The organism is Gordonia prachuapensis, from assembly GCF_036350515.1.
GTDB classification, from domain to species: Bacteria; Actinomycetota; Actinomycetes; order Mycobacteriales; family Mycobacteriaceae; genus Gordonia; species Gordonia prachuapensis.
In genome coordinates this window covers 1-18,988 of sequence record NZ_JAZDUE010000031.1, presented here as the reverse complement: position 1 = coordinate 18,988, position 18,988 = coordinate 1, and the positions used below count along the sequence as shown (strand labels likewise).

At 66.5% G+C, this 18,988-nt stretch carries 13 protein-coding genes; 8 read left to right on the top strand and 5 right to left on the bottom strand.

What is annotated here, in order from left to right; all coding sequences use genetic code 11:
- Positions 1-256: 256 nt before the first annotated feature.
- The 3 genes from V1Y59_RS23360 to V1Y59_RS23350 form a co-directional block, all read right to left on the bottom strand.
- The gene (locus V1Y59_RS23360) at positions 257-2,869 is read right to left on the bottom strand and encodes a LuxR C-terminal-related transcriptional regulator (protein ID WP_330507430.1); all 2,613 of its coding nucleotides are present in this window, start codon (positions 2,867-2,869) and stop codon (positions 257-259) included.
- A 163-nt stretch (positions 2,870-3,032) separates the two neighbouring features.
- Positions 3,033-4,151 (bottom strand): catalase family protein, encoded by a 1,119-nt coding sequence (locus V1Y59_RS23355; RefSeq protein ID WP_330507429.1) that lies wholly within the window; start codon positions 4,149-4,151, stop codon positions 3,033-3,035.
- A gap of 3 nt (positions 4,152-4,154) precedes the next feature.
- Positions 4,155-6,005: a peroxidase family protein gene (locus V1Y59_RS23350; protein ID WP_330507428.1), complete on the bottom strand. Its 1,851-nt coding sequence runs from the start codon at positions 6,003-6,005 to the stop codon at positions 4,155-4,157.
- Positions 6,006-6,229: 224 nt separating this feature from the next.
- Here V1Y59_RS23350 and V1Y59_RS23345 point away from each other — a divergent pair, with 224 nt between their 5' ends.
- Positions 6,230-7,003, top strand: coding sequence for a hypothetical protein (locus V1Y59_RS23345; RefSeq protein ID WP_330507427.1), 774 nt, complete (start codon positions 6,230-6,232; stop codon positions 7,001-7,003).
- 60 nt (positions 7,004-7,063) lie between these two features.
- Here V1Y59_RS23345 and V1Y59_RS23340 read toward each other — a convergent pair whose 3' ends face one another.
- Positions 7,064-8,590, bottom strand: a complete 1,527-nt coding sequence (locus V1Y59_RS23340; RefSeq protein WP_330507426.1) for a catalase — start codon at positions 8,588-8,590, stop codon at positions 7,064-7,066.
- A gap of 183 nt (positions 8,591-8,773) precedes the next feature.
- The gene (locus tag V1Y59_RS23335) at positions 8,774-9,769 is read right to left on the bottom strand and encodes a TIGR03557 family F420-dependent LLM class oxidoreductase (protein ID WP_330507425.1); all 996 of its coding nucleotides are present in this window, start codon (positions 9,767-9,769) and stop codon (positions 8,774-8,776) included.
- Between the two features lie 77 nt (positions 9,770-9,846).
- Here V1Y59_RS23335 and V1Y59_RS23330 point away from each other — a divergent pair, with 77 nt between their 5' ends.
- The 7 genes from V1Y59_RS23330 to V1Y59_RS23300 all read left to right on the top strand — a co-directional run bounded on the left by V1Y59_RS23330 (position 9,847) and on the right by V1Y59_RS23300 (position 18,586).
- Complete coding sequence (locus V1Y59_RS23330; RefSeq protein ID WP_431309284.1) at positions 9,847-10,545, top strand: HAD family hydrolase; 699 nt, start codon at positions 9,847-9,849, stop codon at positions 10,543-10,545.
- Positions 10,546-10,679: 134 nt separating this feature from the next.
- Positions 10,680-11,126, top strand: coding sequence for a helix-turn-helix transcriptional regulator (locus V1Y59_RS23325; RefSeq protein WP_330507423.1), 447 nt, complete (start codon positions 10,680-10,682; stop codon positions 11,124-11,126).
- A gap of 5 nt (positions 11,127-11,131) precedes the next feature.
- The gene (locus V1Y59_RS23320) at positions 11,132-11,542 is read left to right on the top strand and encodes a VOC family protein (protein WP_330431934.1); all 411 of its coding nucleotides are present in this window, start codon (positions 11,132-11,134) and stop codon (positions 11,540-11,542) included.
- A 160-nt stretch (positions 11,543-11,702) separates the two neighbouring features.
- A complete protein-coding gene (locus V1Y59_RS23315; RefSeq protein ID WP_330507422.1) occupies positions 11,703-14,105 on the top strand; it encodes an excinuclease ABC subunit UvrA in 2,403 nt (800 codons plus the stop codon).
- Positions 14,106-14,240: 135 nt separating this feature from the next.
- Positions 14,241-15,656: a cytochrome P450 gene (locus V1Y59_RS23310; RefSeq protein WP_431309283.1), complete on the top strand. Its 1,416-nt coding sequence runs from the start codon at positions 14,241-14,243 to the stop codon at positions 15,654-15,656.
- Positions 15,657-15,895: 239 nt separating this feature from the next.
- Complete coding sequence (locus V1Y59_RS23305; protein WP_330507421.1) at positions 15,896-17,296, top strand: phosphotransferase family protein; 1,401 nt, start codon at positions 15,896-15,898, stop codon at positions 17,294-17,296.
- Between the two features lie 18 nt (positions 17,297-17,314).
- Entirely contained in the window at positions 17,315-18,586 is a 1,272-nt protein-coding gene (locus V1Y59_RS23300) for an acyl-CoA dehydrogenase family protein (RefSeq protein WP_330507420.1), read from the top strand.
- Positions 18,587-18,988: the final 402 nt, after the last annotated feature.

Sequence of the window (18,988 nt, the reverse complement as noted above, 5' to 3'; positions counted from 1 at the left end):
CGAGCAGGCTTCCCGGGCCGACAGGTCACTGGTGAAGGACACACCCACCGGGAGCGGTCAGTCACGAAGAAGGTCAGACCCGACAGCCTCCTCGACTACCCACCATCATCCTCACTGTCACGAAGGGCCGCCCCTTCGTGACACCCCTCCGCTAGCGCTCCGGGGTTCCTCAGGGGTCGGGATAAGACGTGCGAGCGCCACCACCCGGTCCCTGAGGAGCGAGCTTGCGAGCGTCACGAAGGGCCGCCCCCGCACCTCACGACGCCGGGCGCCCGCCTTCCTCCCAGACGATGCGTGCCAGCGCCTCCCGGTCGGCCACATCGAGCTTGATACAGGCCCGATAGATGTGGCCCTCGACTGTCCGGATCGACACGGTGAGCCGTTCGGCGATCTCGCGGTTACTCAGTCCCTGCGCCACCAGGGCGGTGATCTCCCGCTCGCGGGCTGTCACCGGCAACGGCCGCGCAGCGGCGCGGATCGCCGGTGTCGTCGCACCGTCGCAGGTCGCCGCGAGCCGTGCCGCGCGAGCCCCTGCCTCGGCGCTCTCCCGGCGACGGCCGCCGCGATCGAAGATCGGAACGGCCGCAGCCGCGGCGTCCGCCGCGGACAACATCAACCCGACCTCCTCGAACCGACCGCTGACATCGACAAGTCCCGCCGGATCGGACTTTGCGACCGCCGTCGCATGAGCGGCGTAGAGGGCGGCGATCGGGCCCTGGATGCGCGGGCGCAGTTCGTCAAGGCGTCCTGCGACGTGGCGTTCACCGAACCTCGCGGCGTGGTGCAACGCTTCCGCGGACAACGCGTACTGTCCGGATTGCTTGGCGAGATCGGCTGCTTCACAACACAGTTCGATCGCGGTACGTCCCCCGCCGGAAGCTGCGGCGAGCCATGCCCGCGCGATCAACCGTTGCGGTTCGTGTAGCCGCAGATGGGGACCGGAGTGTTCGTCGGCGTCGTCGACGACCTGCTGCGCCCGGTCGATCTCGCCGAGTGCTGCATATGCCCGAACCAGGATGAGCCTGGCCGGCAGTTGCCAGGGCAACGAGGTCTCGGCGTTGAGGGCCGCGAGTGCCTGTTCGATGGCGTCGACCGCCTCGCGGAACGCGCCGCGATAGGTGGCGACCACACCCGCCATGATCTTCGCGATCGCCCATCCGACGAATTGCCCGGACGACGAGAACTCGGCGTACTCGGCGGCCCGCCTCTCGGCCTGGTCGAGGTCGCCGACCATCGTCAGCGCCAGGACGTCGCCGTAGCGCACCATCACCTTGAGCATCCCGTCGGTGGCCTTCTGCTCGGGACGGCAGCGCGCGGCGATCGGTTCGAAGTCGTACCCGCGACCCGCGACGGGCATGGCCAATCCCGCGCCGAATGCTGCGAACTCGATTGCCTGCGAGGGTGATTCCGGATCATCGAGCACCCTCTGGGCGGCCTCGATCCCTTCGTCGATCCGGTTCTCGTGGACCGCCATGGCAGCCCCGGCAGCGTCTACGACCAACCGCAATGTCGGGTACTCGACCCGATCACACATCAGCCGCAGAAGTGCGGTGCTCTGGCCGACGTCCCCGAGGGACCAGAACAGTCTGCTCATCCGGGGGACACCCCACTGCACGAGCTGGAGTTCATCGAGGTCATCCGGATCGTAGACCGCCAGAACCTCGTCGGATTCGGCGATACGTCCCTGCCACAACAACGCTCTCGACAACAACTCGGCCGCGGCGAGTCCGCCACCGCGGTCATGCGCGGCGCGTGCGAGCCGTTCCCCGAGAGGAAGATTCGTGAGTGCGACAGCGTCCTTCGCGGCCGAGATCAGGAGCTTGACGTCGATGTCCTGATCACCGTCGACGCAGAGCCGCGCGAGCCGGATCCGGTCGGCCGCCGACGTGATGGGTCGCTCGGCCAGCACCCCCACGATCCGTGAGCGCAGTTTGCGGCCGGCGACCGTACCGATCCGCTGTCGGATGACGTCGCCGTAGACCGGGTGGCTGAAACGGGTGTTCACCACCGCGCCGTCGCGGGTCACGCGGACGAGTCCCCGGACCTCGGCGGCGTCCACTGCCGCCTCGCCCGCGAGAGTGACGAGGGTGTCGAGATCGAGCGGTTCATAGAGGGCGAGCAGCTTCAGCGCCTCGAGGACGTCCGCGCCGGCTCGGTCGAGGCGATCGTCGATGAGCGCCACCAGCCCGGAGGGCACCGCGGTGGGCCCGCGCAACTGCCAGACGCCGTTGATCTCCGTCAGTGTCCGGGCCGCGACGGCCCCTTCGACCATGTTGCGCAGGAACAGTGGATTGCCGCCCGACGATTCCCAGATGACATCGGCACTGAGCCCTTCCAATGTGCCGCCGAGGACCAACTCCACCAGTTCGGTGCACTGCCCCTTGGTCAACGGTTCCAGCTCGATGCGTTGGAGGTACCCGTCCTTCCACAGAGTCGTGACCGCGTCCGGGACGGCCTCGCCGCTGCGGGCCGTGGCGACGATGCGCGCGGAATGCTCGATCGCGATCTGGTGGAGCAGCGTGGCCGACAACTGATCCAGGAGGTGCGCGTCATCGACTCCGATCACGGTGTCGGGCTCGGCGATCAATGATTCGCGCGCCGACACGAGGGCGGCGATGGGGTCTCGGGACACGTTCGGCGACAGGTGGACCCACGGTGCGAACGCCCCCAGTGGGATCGCGCGGGAGGATTCCGTGCATGCCGCCCAATGCACCGGGCACGCCAGCGATTCGGTCACCGAACGCGCCGACGTCGTCTTACCGACACCCGCGGGCCCGACGAGCACGACGCCGCTGCCCTCGTCGGTCAGTGCGGATGCGATCGCCTGGTGTTCGGAGGGTCGACCGAGCAGCTGCCAACTGCCGTCCATGCGTTCTGAGTATAGGGGGCGGCGCGGTGCACGGCCGTTCGAACGCGTGGCGCCTGCGGGCGCATTCTGCCTGCTGGGCGCATTGTCGTGACGGTGCGCGGAGTCCGTGATCGTCGTCATCGCCATGTGTTCGTCACCACGTCACCGGATCGTCGGATATCGGTCAGGTCGGAAGCTGTGACTCGTCGGACGGTTCGAGCATCGGCGCGTGATTGACCTGGTGCCGATACTGGCTCGACGCCTCGTACACGCGCTTCTTGAGGCGGTTGATCGATCCGAGCGGCCGGTGGGCGTCGAGACCCCGCCAGGAGTTGAAGGAGAGCACGTCGTCGCCGAAGGCTCGCCGTTCCGGGGTGTACGGGTTCTGCCGGGGATAGCGGATGACCGCGACCGGGCGGTAGGGCGAGCGCCGGTGATCCCATTCCTTGGTCGCGTCCTCGATCGGCATGGACTCGAGATCGGTACACAATTGCACCTGCAACTCGTACTCGGCGTCGTGCAGAGCGAAGAAGTCGATCACGGACTCGGCCAAGGCGTTGACGCCGCCGTTGTCGGGCATCGGAGCACCGACGAGTGCACGTACCTCCGGCGACCGCGGGACGAGCCGCATCTTGACCATGTAGTCGCCGTGCCGCAGGGGCGCCGAGGAGTGGAAGGTGTCTCCGAGGATGTGGGTGTTGGGGGCGATGAACACCGACAGTGTGTGCGGCAGTCCGACACCGAGCGGATCGAGTACCCGTCGGTTCAGCGCATCGAGTACTTCGCTGCCCCGCTTGAGCACCGTGTCGGACAACCGCGCGAGCGTCCAGGCCACGGCCATCCCACGGCGGCTGTACTCATGGGCATCGGCGAACAGGAACTCGCGATGGGTCACCATGATGAAGTCCTGCGTGTTGGCGGTGTCGTCGGGCAGGGCGCGTTCGCCGTCCACCCCGATCACCTTGACCCCGAGTCCGCGCACACCACGCAGCTGATCGCTGCGGATCGCGCCGGACGTGCTCGACAGCCGAGCGACGATCGGGTACACCCGCGGGGTGGCGAACATCCCTTGTGCGAGTTCGTCATCGAGGTCGTCGAGCACCTCGAGTTCACCGCGCAGGATGCCGTGGCCTTTGGCATGGGCGTCGCGGAGGCCGCGCTTGTTCTTGCGGTACGCGCGCTCGTTGTTGGACCGCAGCACGCGCACGATCTTCTCGATGTCGGCGTCCTCGTCGTCGCGGGGTGTCTCGATGCCCTCGCGAAAGCGTTCATATGTACCGGCTACGGTGACGACGTCGGTCATGGATCAGTCCTCCGGTGGTCGCGGAACGTTCCACGGTGCGAACGGATTGGACACGCCGCGCAGTGCCGGCGTGAGCCCGGGGTGGTGTCGAAGTAGCACCGAACGCATCGAGTTGTCACGGACCCAGGCCATCCCGACCTCGGTGTAGACCTCGGGCCGGAAGTCGACGGTGAAGAAGCGGTCGCACGACAACCGACGCGATGCCATCAGGATGAAGATCCGGAAAGCCGTGTCGCCGAAACCGAATCCGCGAGGTTTGGGCTCGGCGTACAGCCCGATCATGAGATCCACCCGGTCGATGTCGTGGTAGATGTCCTCGAGTTCGCGTGCCACGTCCGGATCGCCGGCGAGTTCGAGAAACGAACCGACTCGGGGCAGACGCAGGGCTCGGCGGAAGTCGTTGTAGCGCGGTACGCCGCGTTCACGGATGCGCATGATGTCTACGGTGGCGAGGTCCAGGTGCCCTCCGTCGGGGCGCGCGAGGTTCTGCATCGAGACCGGATAGTTGTGCAGTGACAGGGCTCCCGGGTGGGCGCGACCGAACGAGTACAAGAGGTCGGTGCGGGAGCGTTCACCCAGACGCTGTCGGACATCACCGGCGAGGAGGTTGTGCATCGGATACGCGCCGACGACGGTGTCGTCGGCGAGGGACCTGATCGCGACCTCGTCGGGGATCAGCGGATGCATCCGGTAGACCGCGACGAACTCCTCGGTGAGTGCGAACGGCACGCCGCTGTCGTCGGTCGGCGACCCCGGGATGCCACACAGGACGTCGTTGTCGCTGATCCGGCCGAACCGGCGCGAAAACTTTTCGCCGAGCAGGCCGAACCAGTTGCCGCGCATCGCTGCGACGGTCGTCGGGTGGGCGATGATGGCCGGCGTCCAGTCGATGGTGTGGATCTTCGCCATCAGGGCGGCGTTCACCATCCGTGCGGTGTCGTAGAGCTGCTGATCGGTCATCGCGGGGTAGGCGTCGGCGAGCCGATCGGCGATCGCGTTGTGCTCCGCCAGGAACAGGGAGTGCAGCAAGGCGAGACCCACCCAGAAGTTCGACGCCTGACCCTCGGGATCGAGCAGGTCCTCGGTCTCGACCGGGGGGAGACCATCGGTGTCGAGGGTGATGCGGCCGCCCTGACGACTCCGGATCGCATCGGCGTATTCCTGTGTCTCACCGTATATCTGGGAACCGTCCCACCAGTGCGAGACGGTGGAGGCATACACCGGCGGTGCGCCCGGCGCGTTGTTCGGGTCCGCCGCGGTGCGATCGAAGGTCATCGGCCCGTGTGTCCAGTCCTTGTCGCCCTCGGGCAGGTCGATGTGCCACGGGTCCGACACCGCAGGCGCGTGGTGGAACCAGTCGTGCACCTCGAACTGGATCCACGCGGCGGCGAGCAGGTTGAGCGAGGTGGCCGGCACAAACTCTCGGCGGGACAGCAGCCGTGTGCTGACCAGCCGCGGATTGGGCTGCGAGATCGCGTCCACGCCCTCGGGGTGCGTCTGTTCCGTGGGTACGTTGCGTCCGAACCGGCTGCCCGCCGACCCCGCACGCGGTGTGGCGACGTCGTTGTAGGTCCCGTCGACGGTGCGCACGCGATACTCGGACGCCAGACCCGCGGGCAGGGGATCACCAGGACGTCCGGTGTCGACCAGATTGTGCGCGCGCAGCTGGCTGCGGAGTCCGACCAGAACGGCAAGGCCCACCGGCGACCACAGTCGTGACCATCCGACGGCACGGTCGAGTCCCTCCGCGGCCTGGGCGAGGACACGGACGACGAGGTGGCGGTCGTCGGTGACGTCAGGCCCGGCCCGCGCCCGCAACTGCGGCATCACCGCAGGTCTCACCCTCCCGACCATGACCACCTCCGAAGTGCGACGGATACCCGCCGAATTGCGCCGGATCAGTTGTGCCGACTCCGAGTATGTGTGGGCGTCGGTCAGATGGCACGAGTAGTCGACTACTCAGATGTACTCGCTGGGCCACGCAGCCGGGGCCGGGAAGTGAGGTAGCGCCGTACTCGTGTCCGCGGACACCGCGCCGGCGACGATGAGAGGTGGTCTCGGACGAAACCGTGGCCGACTTGTCACATGCGAGAAAGGCCAACCCGGTGATCGCTCCCGTCGAGATCAAGGTCAACCTCGACAGCCCGGTGACCGATGCTCTCGACGCACTGGGATGCGCGGCCGAGCCACCCATCCGTCGGGACATCTGGTTCGCCGAGGCGCGCACCCACGACGCAGGTAACCGCTTTCCGCTGCTCGCCGGACACCTCACGATCCGGCTGCGCAGCGGCGATCGCGACGACGTGACGGTCGCGCTGCGGCCCTGCGACACCGAGCGCCTCGTCGGCCGATGGCGCTCAGCGTTCGAGCAGCCCGAGTTCTCCTACCGACTCGAGCAGGACTGGTGCGGAAGCCGTCGGGTCGTCGCGTCGTCGGCCATCAGTCGTCGTCCGAGCGGCTCGGTGGCAGCCGCTCTTTCCGCCGGCGACGACCCCGCGCACGTTCTCGACAGCGCGCAGCGACAGTTCGTCGTCATGTGCACGCCGGGCGGTGTACCGATCGACCACCTGGTGACACTCGGTCCGGTGTCCAGCGAGACGTGGCCGCAGGTGCGCATCGACGGCTGCCCGGCACACGTCGAGCGGTGGACCGTCGGCGATGTGGACGTGCTCGAGTTGGCCGTCCGGGTGATACCGCGCCACGGCGAGACACGTGCCGATCTGGAGCGCCGTGCCGCTACCGCCCAGTCGGTGTTCGAGGCGGCGATGGGTCGGCGAGGTCTGTCGGTCGGAAGCGATCACGGCGCCACGAAGACCCATCGTGTGATGGCCGCCCTGACGGTCGGGCCCTGAACACACGGCGAGGGCGGGACGGCACCCCGTGCCGCCCCGCCCTCGGGAACCCGGTGTCGATCAGACCTTGGCCTGCATCGAACTGCGCGCCGGATTGCCCTGTTCGTCCACCTTGGGATCCGGCTGATCCTTCTTCTCGGTCACGCCCGACTTGATCCGTGCCCCGATGTCCGGATCGATCCGGCTCCAGTACTCGAACGCGCGGGCCAGGATCGGCTCGGACACGCCGTTCAGGAGGTGCCCGACCACGTTGTCGACGAGCCGCTCACGCGCGGCGTCGTCGAGCACCTCGCGCACCATGGTCCCGGCCTGACCCCAGTCGTCGTCCTCGGGGTGGTCGACATACGCGCTGCGCACGATGTCGCCGTCGGCGGCCCACTGCGGCTCGCCCTGCCCCTGGTACGTGGCGGCCGGTCCGCCCTTCGAGTTCGGTGCATAGACGGGATCGCTGACCGGTGTGATCCGCATGTGCCCGTCCTTGGTGTAGCTGTGCACCTCGTTGCGCGGCCGGTTGACCGGGATCTCCTTGTAGTTGCCGCCGAGGCGGGCCCGGTGCGCGTCCGCGTAGGAGAACACCCGTCCGAGCAACATCCGGTCGGGGCTGAACCCGATGCCCGGCACCACGTTGTTCGGCTCGAACGCGACCTGTTCGATCTGGGCGTGGTTGTCGGTCGGGTTGGTGTGCAAGGTCATCTTGCCCACCTCGTGCAGCGGGTAGTCGCCATGCGGCCACACCTTGGTGAGGTCGAACGGATTGAACCGGTAGCTCGTCGCGTCCTCGTACGGCATCAGCTGTATCTTGAGGGTCCAGCTCGGGTTGTCGCCCGACGCGATCGACTCGAACAGATCCCGCGTGTGGAAGTCGGTGTCCGCGGCGGCCATCTGGTCGCCTTCGTGTTGCGTGAAGAACTCGACGCCCTGGTCAGTGATGAAGTGGTACTTCACCCAGTGCTTGACACCCTCCGCGTTCACCCACAGGTAGGTGTGTGACGAGTAGCCGTTCATGTGGCGCCAGGTCTTCGGGATGCCGCGGTCTCCCATGAGCCAGGTGACCTGGTGGGCCGACTCGGGCGACAGGGTCCAGAAGTCCCACTGCATGTCGTGATCGCGCAGGTTGTTGTCGGCGCGGCGCTTCTGCGAGCGGATGAAGTGCTGGAACTTCATCGGATCCTTGACGAAGAAGATCGGCGTGTTGTTGCCGACCATGTCGTAGATCCCCTCCGATGTGTAGAACTTCAATGCGAAACCGCGCGGATCCCGCCAGGTGTCCGGGCTGCCACGCTCGCCGGCGACCGTCGAGAACCGGGCCACCATCTCGGTCTTCACCCCGGGTTGGAACAACGCCGCGCTCGTGTAGGCCGACACGTCCTCGGTGGTCTCGAAGGTCCCGAACGCGCCGCTGCCCTTGGCGTGCGGCTGACGCTCCGGGATGCGTTCCCGGTTGAACTGCGCCATTTGCTCGATCAGGTAGTGGTCGTGCAGGACGATGGGGCCGCCGGCCCCGACCGTCAACGAATGCTCGTCGCTGCCGGCAGGAGCGCCGGAGTCCCGAGTCGTGTAGTTGGTGTTCTCGTTTACGTCGGACATTCCGCCTCCGAAAAGGTCTATCCGTCAATGGGCTGTGCGGAACCCGAACTGTTTCAGGTCCCTCGTCGTGATGATACGCCGCTCGGTCGCATCGCAGTCGAAAGTCCGTCGATGCTAGCGCCGCTCGCCTCGGCTGCGATGAACTCGTCTGTTTCACAAAGAGTTCCGTCTCAGTGTCGTGAGTCACCCTCCGGACGACGCCGAACGAAGCTTGTCCAGCAACGGTTTTGCCACTGCGCTCAGGAACTCGTCCTGTGCCTCACCTCCGATCTGCACGAGCGCTATGTCGGTGAAACCCGATTCCCAGTACGGCTTGACGGCGTCGACGATGGCATCGAGGTCGGGGCCGCACGGGATGGACGCGGCGACGTCGTCGGGGGTGACGTACTGGGTCGCCGCCGCGAAGCCGGCGGTCGTGCGGAGGTCGGCATTGACGTCCCACCCGCCGCTGAACCAGCGGAACTGGTCGTGCGCCCGAGCCACCGCGGTCTCGCGGTCGGGGTCCCAGCTGATCGGGATCTGCCCGATCGCGCGGCTGTCGACGCCGATGGTTCCGGTCCCGTCGGTGTCGTTCCAGGTCTCGACGAGATCCCGGGTCGGCTCGACGGCGATCATGTGATCGGCCAACGGGCCGAACTCCTCGATCCCCCGTCCGCCCGCGACGGCCACACCGATCGGCACACCCGACTCCGGCAGGTCCCAGATCCGTGCGGCGTCCACCTGGTAATACTCACCGCGGAAGTCGACCAGATCGCCCCGGTGCAGCGCGCGGATGATCTCGATCGCCTCGGCGAGCATCGCATGCCGATCGGCGACGGCCGGCCAGCCTTCTCCGACGACGTGCTCGTTGAGGTTCTCACCGGAACCGAGGCCCAGCGTGAACCGGTCATCGGCCAGTAGCTGCAGGGTCGCGGCCTTCTGCGCGACGATGACCGGGTGGTAGCGGATGGTAGGGCACGTCACGTACGTCATCAGCTCGACGCGATCCGTGGCGTGGGCGACGGCGCCGAGGACACTCCAGGCATAAGGGGCATGTCCTTGTGCCGACAACCAGGGGAAATAGTGATCGCTGGAGACTTCGAAGTCGAAGCCGACCTCCTCGGCTCCGACCGCGAACCGGACGAGATCCTTCGGGCCGGCCTGTTCGGTCATCAGGGTGTAGCCGAAGCGTGTGGGCATCGAAACTCCTTCGCTGAGCCACTGGGGGATTGTCCGCGACGCCCACGGGGTAGCACTTTCGGTCGAGAACCAAACCCATGGAGGTCCACGTGAACGATTCGGGGTCCAGCGGCTCACCCGTCACCGATCAACCAGTCGACACCGTCCTGCTCGATGTCGACGGCACGCTCATCGATTCGACCTACTTCCATGCCCTCGCCTGGATCCGGGCGTTCGCCGAGCACGATCTGACGCCCGACTGGTGGCGGGTGCACCGGACCGTCGGTATGGGCGGCGATCTCCTCGTCGGTGAGGTCTGTGGCGCCGAGGTCGAACAGCGGCTCGGCGACGATCTGCGCACGGCGTGGGCCGACCGGTACCGGAAGCTGTTGCCCGAGGTCACGGCGTTCTCCGGGACCCGCGAGTTCATCGGGTCATTGCAGCGCGCAGGTCTTCGTGTGGCGTTGGCCTCGTCGGGCGCGGCGGAGTTCACCGACGCGGCTCTGGACATCCTCGGGATGACCCGAGATCAGTTCGTCGCCGTCACCTCGTCCGAGGATGCGGACAAATCGAAACCCGAGCCCGACATCCTGGCCGTCGCACTGGACAAGGCGGGCGGCGGTTCGGCGGTGGTCGTCGGCGACACCGTGTGGGACGTCGAATCGGCGGCACGATTGGGCGCCCGGTGCGTCGCGGTCCGCAGCGGCGGGTTCTCCGAGGCAGAGCTCCGCGAGGCGGGGGCGGTCCGCGTTGTCGACGATGTGGGAGTCCTCGCCCGCGAAGGATGGACACCGTGACCATCCACTCGGCGTCCGCCCGCAGCCACGTCGGTTGGTGATCATCACGTCCGTCAACCGTGCGGTGGCACGACGATGTTGTGTCCGCACCGGAGACGGTGGGCAATACGGGGCCGCCATGGCAGGATTTCACCGTGGCCGCCACGTCCGAAGCCGACCGTCTGCGTGACATCGCACGACTCCGGCGCGTCCGCGACCGGATCGACCGGGAGTACGCCGCGCCGTTGAACGTCGAGGCACTGGCCCGCGGCGCGCACATGTCGGCCGGTCACCTGAGCAGAGAGTTCCGCCGGGTGTATGGGGAGTCGCCGTACTCCTATCTGATGACTCGCCGGATCGAGCGGGCGAAGGCGCTGCTCCGTCGCGGCGACCTCTCGGTGACCGAGATCTGCTTTGCCGTCGGCTGCTCGTCACTGGGTACCTTCAGCACCCGCTTCACCGAACTGGTCGGCATGCCGCCCAGCGCCTACCGCGACTACGACGGCGACATCACCGACGGCATCCCGGCGTGCCTGGCCAAACAGGTCACCAGACCGATCAGGAATCGAGAAGCGTCCAGTCGCACTCCGCGTCTAGCGTGATGCGCATGGACATCAACATTCAGTACACCTTCCTCCCGCACACCGATGCCGACGCCGCCCTGGAATTCTACCGGGACACACTCGGTTTCGAGGTCCGCAAAGACGTCGGCTACGAAGGGATGCGCTGGTTGACGGTCGGCCCGCCGAATCAGCCGCAGACCTCGATCGTCCTGCACCCGCCGGCCGCGGACCCCGGGATCACCGACGACGAGCGCCGGGTGATCCTGGAGTTGATCGCCAAGGGCAGCTTCGCCGCCGTCACGCTGGCCACCGACGACCTCGACGCTTTGTTCGAGAAACTCGAGGCCAGTGGAGCCGAAGTGCTGCAGGAACCCACCGACCAGCCCTACGGTGTCCGCGACTGCGCCTTCCGCGACCCGTCGGGCAATCTCATCCGCATCGACCAGGTGCCGTGACACCGGGAGTCGACGGACATGTGCACCTACCGGCAAGGGCACATCGTCACCCACACCACGACGATGGATCCGCCACCACCGACCACCGCAGAGCCCCTTCGACCAGTTGAGTCGGCCACACACCGCGAGGTACAGGCCGAGCCGAACAGATGGAGACACCGTGAGCGCCGCCGCGAGGACGAAGACCCGGAGCAAGAGCACATCGCCTGAGATCCATGCAGCCGACAACCATGACCGGATCCGCGTCACCGGAGCACGGGAGAACAACCTCAAGGACGTCAGCCTGGAGATACCCAAGCGCAGGTTGACGGTGTTCACCGGGGTGTCCGGCTCCGGGAAGAGTTCACTGGTGTTCAGCACGATCGCCGCTGAGTCACAGCGGATGATCAACGAGACCTACAGCGCGTTCGTCCAGGGGTTCATGCCCAACCTCGGCCGCCCCGACGTCGACGTGTTGGAGGGACTGACAACCGCCATCATCGTCGACCAGGAGCGCATGGGCGCCAATCCGCGGTCCACGGTCGGCACCGCGACCGACGCGAACGCCATGCTGCGAATCCTGTTCAGCCGCCTCGGCACACCGCATATCGGATCGCCCCAGGCGTTCTCGTTCAACGTCGCGTCGATCAGCGGCGCCGGTGCGGTCACGATCGAGAAGTCCGGCCGCACCGTCAAGGAACGGCGCAGCTTCTCGATCACCGGCGGGATGTGTCCGCGGTGCGAAGGTCGGGGCGCGGTCTCGGATTTCGACCTGAGCGCCCTCTACGACGACTCCAAGTCGCTCAACGAAGGCGCACTCACCATCCCCGGGTACACCATGGAGGGCTGGTACGGGCGCATCTACCGCGGGTGCGGCTGGTTCGACCCGGACAAACCCATCCGCAAGTACACCAAGCGCGAACTCAACGACCTGCTCTACAAGGAGTCGACCAAGATCAAGGTCGACGGCATCAATCTGACCTACCTCGGCCTCATCCCGCAGATCCAGAAGTCGTTCCTGTCCAAGGATCGTGAGGCGATGCAGCCGCACATCCGGGCGTTCGTCGACCGTGCGATCACCTTCCAGACCTGCCCGGACTGCGACGGCACCCGTCTGACGGAGGAAGCCCGATCGTCGAAGATCGACGGCAAGAGCATCGCCGACGTCTGCGCCATGCAGATCAGCGACCTGGCCGAATGGGTGCACACCCTCGACGAGCCGTCGGTCGGTCCGTTGTTGACCACGCTCGGCGAGACCCTCGACTCGTTCGTGGAGATCGGCCTCGGGTACCTGTCGCTGGACCGGCCCGCCGGCACCCTCTCCGGCGGAGAGGCCCAGCGCACCAAGCTGATCCGGCATCTCGGCTCCTCCCTGACCGACGTCACCTACGTCTTCGACGAACCGACGATCGGCCTCCACCCGCACGACATTGCCAGGATGAACAACCTGTTGCTGCAGTTGCGGGACAAGGGCAACACGGTGCTGGTCGTCGAGCACAAGCCGGAGGCGATCGCGATAGCCGACCACGTCGTCGATCTCGGTCCGGGCGCCGGCAGCGACGGTGGGGAGATCGTGTTCGAGGGGACCGTCGACGAACTGCGGGGCGCCGACACCCGCACCGGACGGCACCTCGACGACCGGGCCACGGTCAAAGAGTCGGTACGCAGCGCCAACGGCGCGCTCGAGATCCGCGGCGCTTCCACGCACAATCTGCGCGACGTGAACGTCGACATCCCACTCGGCGTGCTGGTCGTGGTGACCGGTGTGGCCGGGTCCGGAAAGAGTTCGCTGATCGACGGCTCCCTCGCGAAGCGAGACGGCGTGGTGTCGATAGATCAGGCTGCGATCCGCGGTTCGCGGCGCAGCAACCCGGCCACCTACACCGGTTTGCTCGACCCGATCCGCAAGGCGTTCGCCAAGGCCAACGGGGTCAAGCCCGGTCTGTTCAGCGCCAATTCCGAGGGTGCCTGTCCCAACTGCAACGGCGCGGGCGTCATCTATTCGGATCTCGCGATGATGGCGGGGGTCGCCACGCCCTGCGAGGTGTGCGACGGCAAACGATTCTCGGCCGAGGTCCTCGACTACACATTCGGCGGTAAGGACATCAGCGAGGTCCTCACGATGTCGGTTGCCAAGGCGGAGGAGTTCTTCGGTAGTGGGGACGCGAAGATCCCTGCGGCACACAAGATCCTGGTTCGACTGCGCGACGTGGGTCTGGGTTACCTGACGATCGGACAGCCGCTCACGACTCTGTCCGGTGGCGAGCGTCAACGCCTCAAACTGGCCGCGCAGATGGGCGACAAGGGCGATGTCTACATTCTCGACGAGCCGACCACGGGTCTGCATCTCGCCGACGTCGAGCAACTCCTCGAGCTGCTCGACCGGCTCGTCGACGGCGGCAAGTCCGTCATCGTGATCGAGCACCACCAGGCAGTGATGGCCCATGCCGACTGGATCATCGATCTCGGGCCGGGCGCCGGCCATGACGGCGGACGGGTTGTCTTCGAGGGCTCACCGGCCGACCTCATCGCCGACCCGTCGACTCTCACCGGATCGCACCTGGCCGAATACGTCGGCGCGTGACATTGGTTCGGGAAAACCGGTGACGGCGGTGGTACGCCGACGTACACTCACGGTTGGAACAACAAACACGTTTCGTTCCTTTGGTGCGGACAGCCCGATCGCACCCAGGGGACGCGGTCTCGGGTTGGAGCGCTCATGGACGCGAAGAAGACGATGCAATCGGCGCTGGGTTCGCTCAGCAAGGCCTATCCGAGCACACCGCGACCGTTGGCCGAGCCGCCCGCCGGTTCGGACCTGAAACCCGTGATGGGCGACCCCGGGCTGCCGTTTCTCGGCAACTCCCTGGAAGCGCTCAAGGACCCGCTCGCCAGCGCGATGGCGCGCTTCGAGAAGTACGGTCCCGTGTCCTGGTCCGGTTCGTTGAACATGAACATCGTCACGCTCGTCGGCCCCGACGCGATCGAATGCGCATGGATGAATCGCGAGAAGGCGTTCTCCAGTGAGCAGGGTTGGGAACCGATGATCGGCCCGTTCTTCCGACGGGGGATCATGCTGATGGATTTCGAAGAACACATGCACCATCGCCGAATTCTGCAGCAGGCGTTCGCCCGGCCCCGGCTCAACGGCTACCTCGACATGATGACGCCGCACATCGAGAAGACCCTTGCCGACTGGGAGGTCGGCAGCGGATTCCGGATGTACTCCCGCACCAAGGACCTGACCCTGTCGCTGGCCACCGAGGTGTTCGTCGGTGCCTCGTTGAGCGAGACCGAAGCCCATCGTCTCGAGGAGTCCTTCGAGGCGGCCGTGCGCGGCGGGCAGGCCATGGTCCGTGCCGACGTGCGCGATTGGACGTGGGCGCGTGGACTGCGCGGTCGTGAGGCGCTGCAGCAATACTTCCGTTCCGAGATCGCCGCGCGCAGGGCAGGCGACGGCGACGACCTGTTCAGCGTGCTGTGCCACAGCGCCGACGAGGACGGCAACACCTTCACCGACGAGGACGTGGTCAACCACATGATCTTCGTGATGATGGCCGCCCACGACACCAGCACCATCGCGTTGTCGATGCTGACCTACTTCCTCGGGCGGTACCCGGAGTGGCAGGAACGTCTGCGAAGCGAGTCCCTGGCGCTGGGCAAGTCCACCATCGACTATGACGACCTCGACAAACTGCCGAGCCTCGACCTCGCGTTCAAGGAGACACTGCGCATCAACGCACCGGTCGGCATGCTCTTCCGGAAAACCGTTGCCGACACCGACATCCTGGGCCACTTCGTCCCGACGGACACGCTCGTCGGGATCCATGCGTGGGCGTCGATGCTGCGCGAAGAGTGGTGGCCGAACCCCACGCGCTGGGACCCCGAGCGCTTCGCGCCGGAGCGGCGTGAGGACAAGGTGCATCGTTTCGCCTGGGCACCGTTCGGCGGCGGCGCGCACAAATGCATCGGGCTGTACTTCGGCGGCATGGAGGTGAAAGCGATCATGCACCAGATGCTGCAGCGCTTCGAGTGGTCGGTACCCAGCGACTACCGCCTCGACCTCACCTACGGGACCGGCCCGACCCCGGCGGACGGACTACCGATCGACCTGCGCCACCGCGTCGCACACTGAAGCCGGTGACCTGACGCCGGACCCGCCCGCAGGGATTGCAGGGCGTCGCCGTGCGCGCCTGAGGGCTGAGCGGCCCTGAGGCGTCGAGTAGCTCTGAGTCACTGGTTCGAGCCGGGCAGAGTGCCGTGCGGGACTGGGCATTTCCGCCGAACCGAGGGAGCGGTCGGTCGGTTCGGGTAGCGTCGCAGCGTCGGGTCTTATTCGCCGTACAGAGGGGGACCGTGACCGAGGTGAGCACGATGAAGTCAACCGATCCCGCCGAGGTGGGAACGCGCATCGCGGGCCGACTGGGCGCGATCTGGGGTCGAGAGGTGGCCGTCCGCCAATCGCGGGTGCTGCCGGCAGGGGCAAGTCGTACGACGTACGCGCTGACAGTGGGTGATGGCAGCGGCGACGAGGCGGTCATCGTCCGCGCCGTCCCGGCCGCGGAACCCGGATCGGGAGGTCTGACGGCGGAAGTCGACGTTCTCCGAGCCGCGATGGACGCCGGGGTCCCGGTGCCCGAGGTGCTCGACCTGGGGGACTCCGCCGACGGCGACAACGTCCTGGGCTTTCCCTATGCCCTGATGCGGTTCGTCGACGGCGAGTCGATCGCGCGACGCATCCTCCGCGACGATGCCTACGGACCGATTCGCGAGGACTTCGCCCGCCAGGCGGGTGGGATCCTGGCGCGTATCCATGCCATGGACACGGCGACGACGGGCCTGACGTCGATCGGTGATCCCGTGGCCGCACTGCGAACTCTGTTTCCCCGTGAGTACGAGGAAGCACCGGCCGGCATCGTCCTGGCGATCGATTGGCTCGAGCGGAACCGCCCGGAGCCGTCACCGGAGACGGTGGTGCACGGAGACTTCCGGCTCGGCAACCTGTTGATCACACCGGATCGCATCTCGGCCGTTCTCGACTGGGAGCTCGCCCATCTGGGCGACCCGATGGAAGACCTCGGGTGGCTGTGCGCCAAGGCGTGGCGTTTCGGCGCAGGAGCGCCGGTCGCAGGAATGGGCTCGCGCGCAGACCTGCTCGATGCATACGCCCAGGTCTCCGGTCGACGTCCCGACGAGGCCACCCTGAAATGGTGGGAGCTCTATGCGACCGTGCGCTGGGGTCTGATCTGCGGGGCCCAGGCCAACCGGTATCTCGACGGCACCGAACCGTCGATGGAACTCGCGGCGATCGGACGGCGCAGCGCCGAACAGGAGTTCGACGCACTATTGGCGCTGGGGATCACGACACCGCAATCGGTGTCCGATCCGCTCGAGGATGCGGGGGTGGTTGCGCGTCCCGAGGACCCGCACACTGCGCCCACGATGCTCGACCTGCTCGACTCCGTCTCCGGATTCCTCCACGACGAGGTGGCCCCCGACAGCGGGGTGTCGTCGCAGGTCAAGTTTCGCACCCGGGTCGCGGGTAACGTCCTGGCGACGGTGCGCCGGCAGCTGCTGGTGGGAGAGCGTCAGGCGGAGGCCAGTCGTCGTCGACTGTCTGCGCTCGGTGTCGGCAGCAGCGCCGAACTGGCCGATGCGTTGCGCCGCGGCTCGCTCTCGGCCACCGACGAGAACGTGCGTTCCGTAGTGGCCGCCGAGGTCATCGACCGCCTCACGGTCGCCAACCCGCGGCACATGTCGCGACCCGACAGCTGAGAAGAAAGGCACACCGACGTGGATTTCGCACTGCCAGAATCACTCACGGACTACCTTGCCGAGCTCGATGCGTTCATCGAAGCAGAGATCGTGCCGCTGGAGCAGGCCGACGACAACATCCGGTTCTTCGATCATCGACGGGAGGACGCCCGCACCGACTGGGATCGAGGCGGGCTGCCCAGCGCCGAGTGGGAGGCCCTCCTCCACGAGGCACGCAAGCGTGCAGACGCGGCGGGACACTTCCGGTACCCGTTCCCGGCCGAGTTCGGCGGCCGTGACGGGTCCAACCTGTCGATGGCCGTGATCCGCGAGCACCTGGCATCCAAGGGTCTGGGCCTGCACTGCGACCTGCAGAACGAGCACGCGATCGTCGGCAACAACATCGGCCTGCTCCTCATGCTCGAGTACGGCTCGGAGCAACAGAAAGCGGAATGGGTCGAGGCACTCGCGGCGGGAGAGAAGTTCTTCGCCTTCGGTATCACCGAACCCGAGCACGGTTCCGATGCCACCCATATGGAGACCACCGCTGTTCGGGATGGGGACTCCTGGGTGATCAACGGTGAGAAGACCTGGAACACCGGAATTCATGTTGCCCACCGCGACATCATCTTTGCCCGGACGAGCGGGGAAGCGGGAGATGGCCGCGGCATCACCGCGTTCCTCGTCGATCCCGAGGCCGAGGGCTTCGCGGTCGAGGAGTACCTGTGGACGTTCAACATGCCGACCGACCACGCGCACATCACCTTGCGCGACGTACGCGTGCCGCACTCCGCCATCATGGGCGAGGAGGGCAGAGGTCTGCAGATCGTCCAGCACTTCTTCAACGAGAACCGGATCCGTCAGGCCGCGTCGAGTCTCGGTGCCGCGCAGTACTGCATCAACCGCGCAGTCGCGCACGCGAACGAGCGCGCGCCGTTCGGCAAGAAGTTGTCGACCAACCAGGCCATTCAGTTCCCCTTGGTCGAGCTCCACACCCGGGCCGCGATGCTGCGGGCCCTGATCCGCGAGACCGCGTGGAAGATGGACACCTACGGGCCCTTCTCGGCCTCGCAGGAAGTGTCGATGTGCAACTACCAGGCCAACCGACTGTGTTGTGATGCCGCCGATCAGACCATGCAGGTGTTCGGCGGGCGCGGCTACTCACGGCACGAACCGTTCGAACACATCTACCGCCACCACCGTCGGTACCGGATCACCGAAGGTGCCGACGAGATCCAGATGCGCCGGGTCGCCGGCTACCTGTTCGGTTTCATGTCCGCAGGCGCGCCTAAGGGGGTGGGTAGTCGTTGATCGACCAACGCGAGCCACCCTCCACCCGCCGATCGAGCGGCGCCACCCCGCCCCTTACCGTTGATCGAGTAGGGCCGAGCCGCTAGGCGAGAACGGTATCGAGATCTAGTGCCGTTCAAGAGGTCTCGATACACTGCTCGCCTAGCGGCTCGCAGCTACTCGACCAGCGGCGGGGGAGTTCCCGAGCGGTCTCTTACCGTTGATCGAGTAGGGCCGAGCGGCTAGGCGAGGGCCGTATCGAGATCTCCGGCTGCTCAACAGGTCTCGATACGCTACTCGCCTAGTGTCCTGTCAGATTAGTGCGCCAATTAATTGGGCGTGTCGACTTTTGCCTGATCAGGAACGTGAGAGAATTGATGAAACATACTCTCACGCAAGGGATTATTGTTATGGCATCTCGTG

Coding starts and splice junctions, on each gene's coding strand:
- V1Y59_RS23360 (WP_330507430.1), bottom strand. CDS start 2,869: ATGGACGGCAGTTGGCAGCTGCTCGGTCGACCCTCCGAACACCAGGCG.
- V1Y59_RS23355 (WP_330507429.1), bottom strand. CDS start 4,151: ATGACCGACGTCGTCACCGTAGCCGGTACATATGAACGCTTTCGCGAG.
- V1Y59_RS23350 (WP_330507428.1), bottom strand. CDS start 6,005: ATGGTCGGGAGGGTGAGACCTGCGGTGATGCCGCAGTTGCGGGCGCGG.
- V1Y59_RS23340 (WP_330507426.1), bottom strand. CDS start 8,590: ATGTCCGACGTAAACGAGAACACCAACTACACGACTCGGGACTCCGGC.
- V1Y59_RS23335 (WP_330507425.1), bottom strand. CDS start 9,769: ATGCCCACACGCTTCGGCTACACCCTGATGACCGAACAGGCCGGCCCG.
- V1Y59_RS23330 (WP_431309284.1), top strand. CDS start 9,847: ATGGAGGTCCACGTGAACGATTCGGGGTCCAGCGGCTCACCCGTCACC.
- V1Y59_RS23320 (WP_330431934.1), top strand. CDS start 11,132: ATGGACATCAACATTCAGTACACCTTCCTCCCGCACACCGATGCCGAC.
- V1Y59_RS23310 (WP_431309283.1), top strand. CDS start 14,241: ATGGACGCGAAGAAGACGATGCAATCGGCGCTGGGTTCGCTCAGCAAG.
- V1Y59_RS23305 (WP_330507421.1), top strand. CDS start 15,896: ATGAAGTCAACCGATCCCGCCGAGGTGGGAACGCGCATCGCGGGCCGA.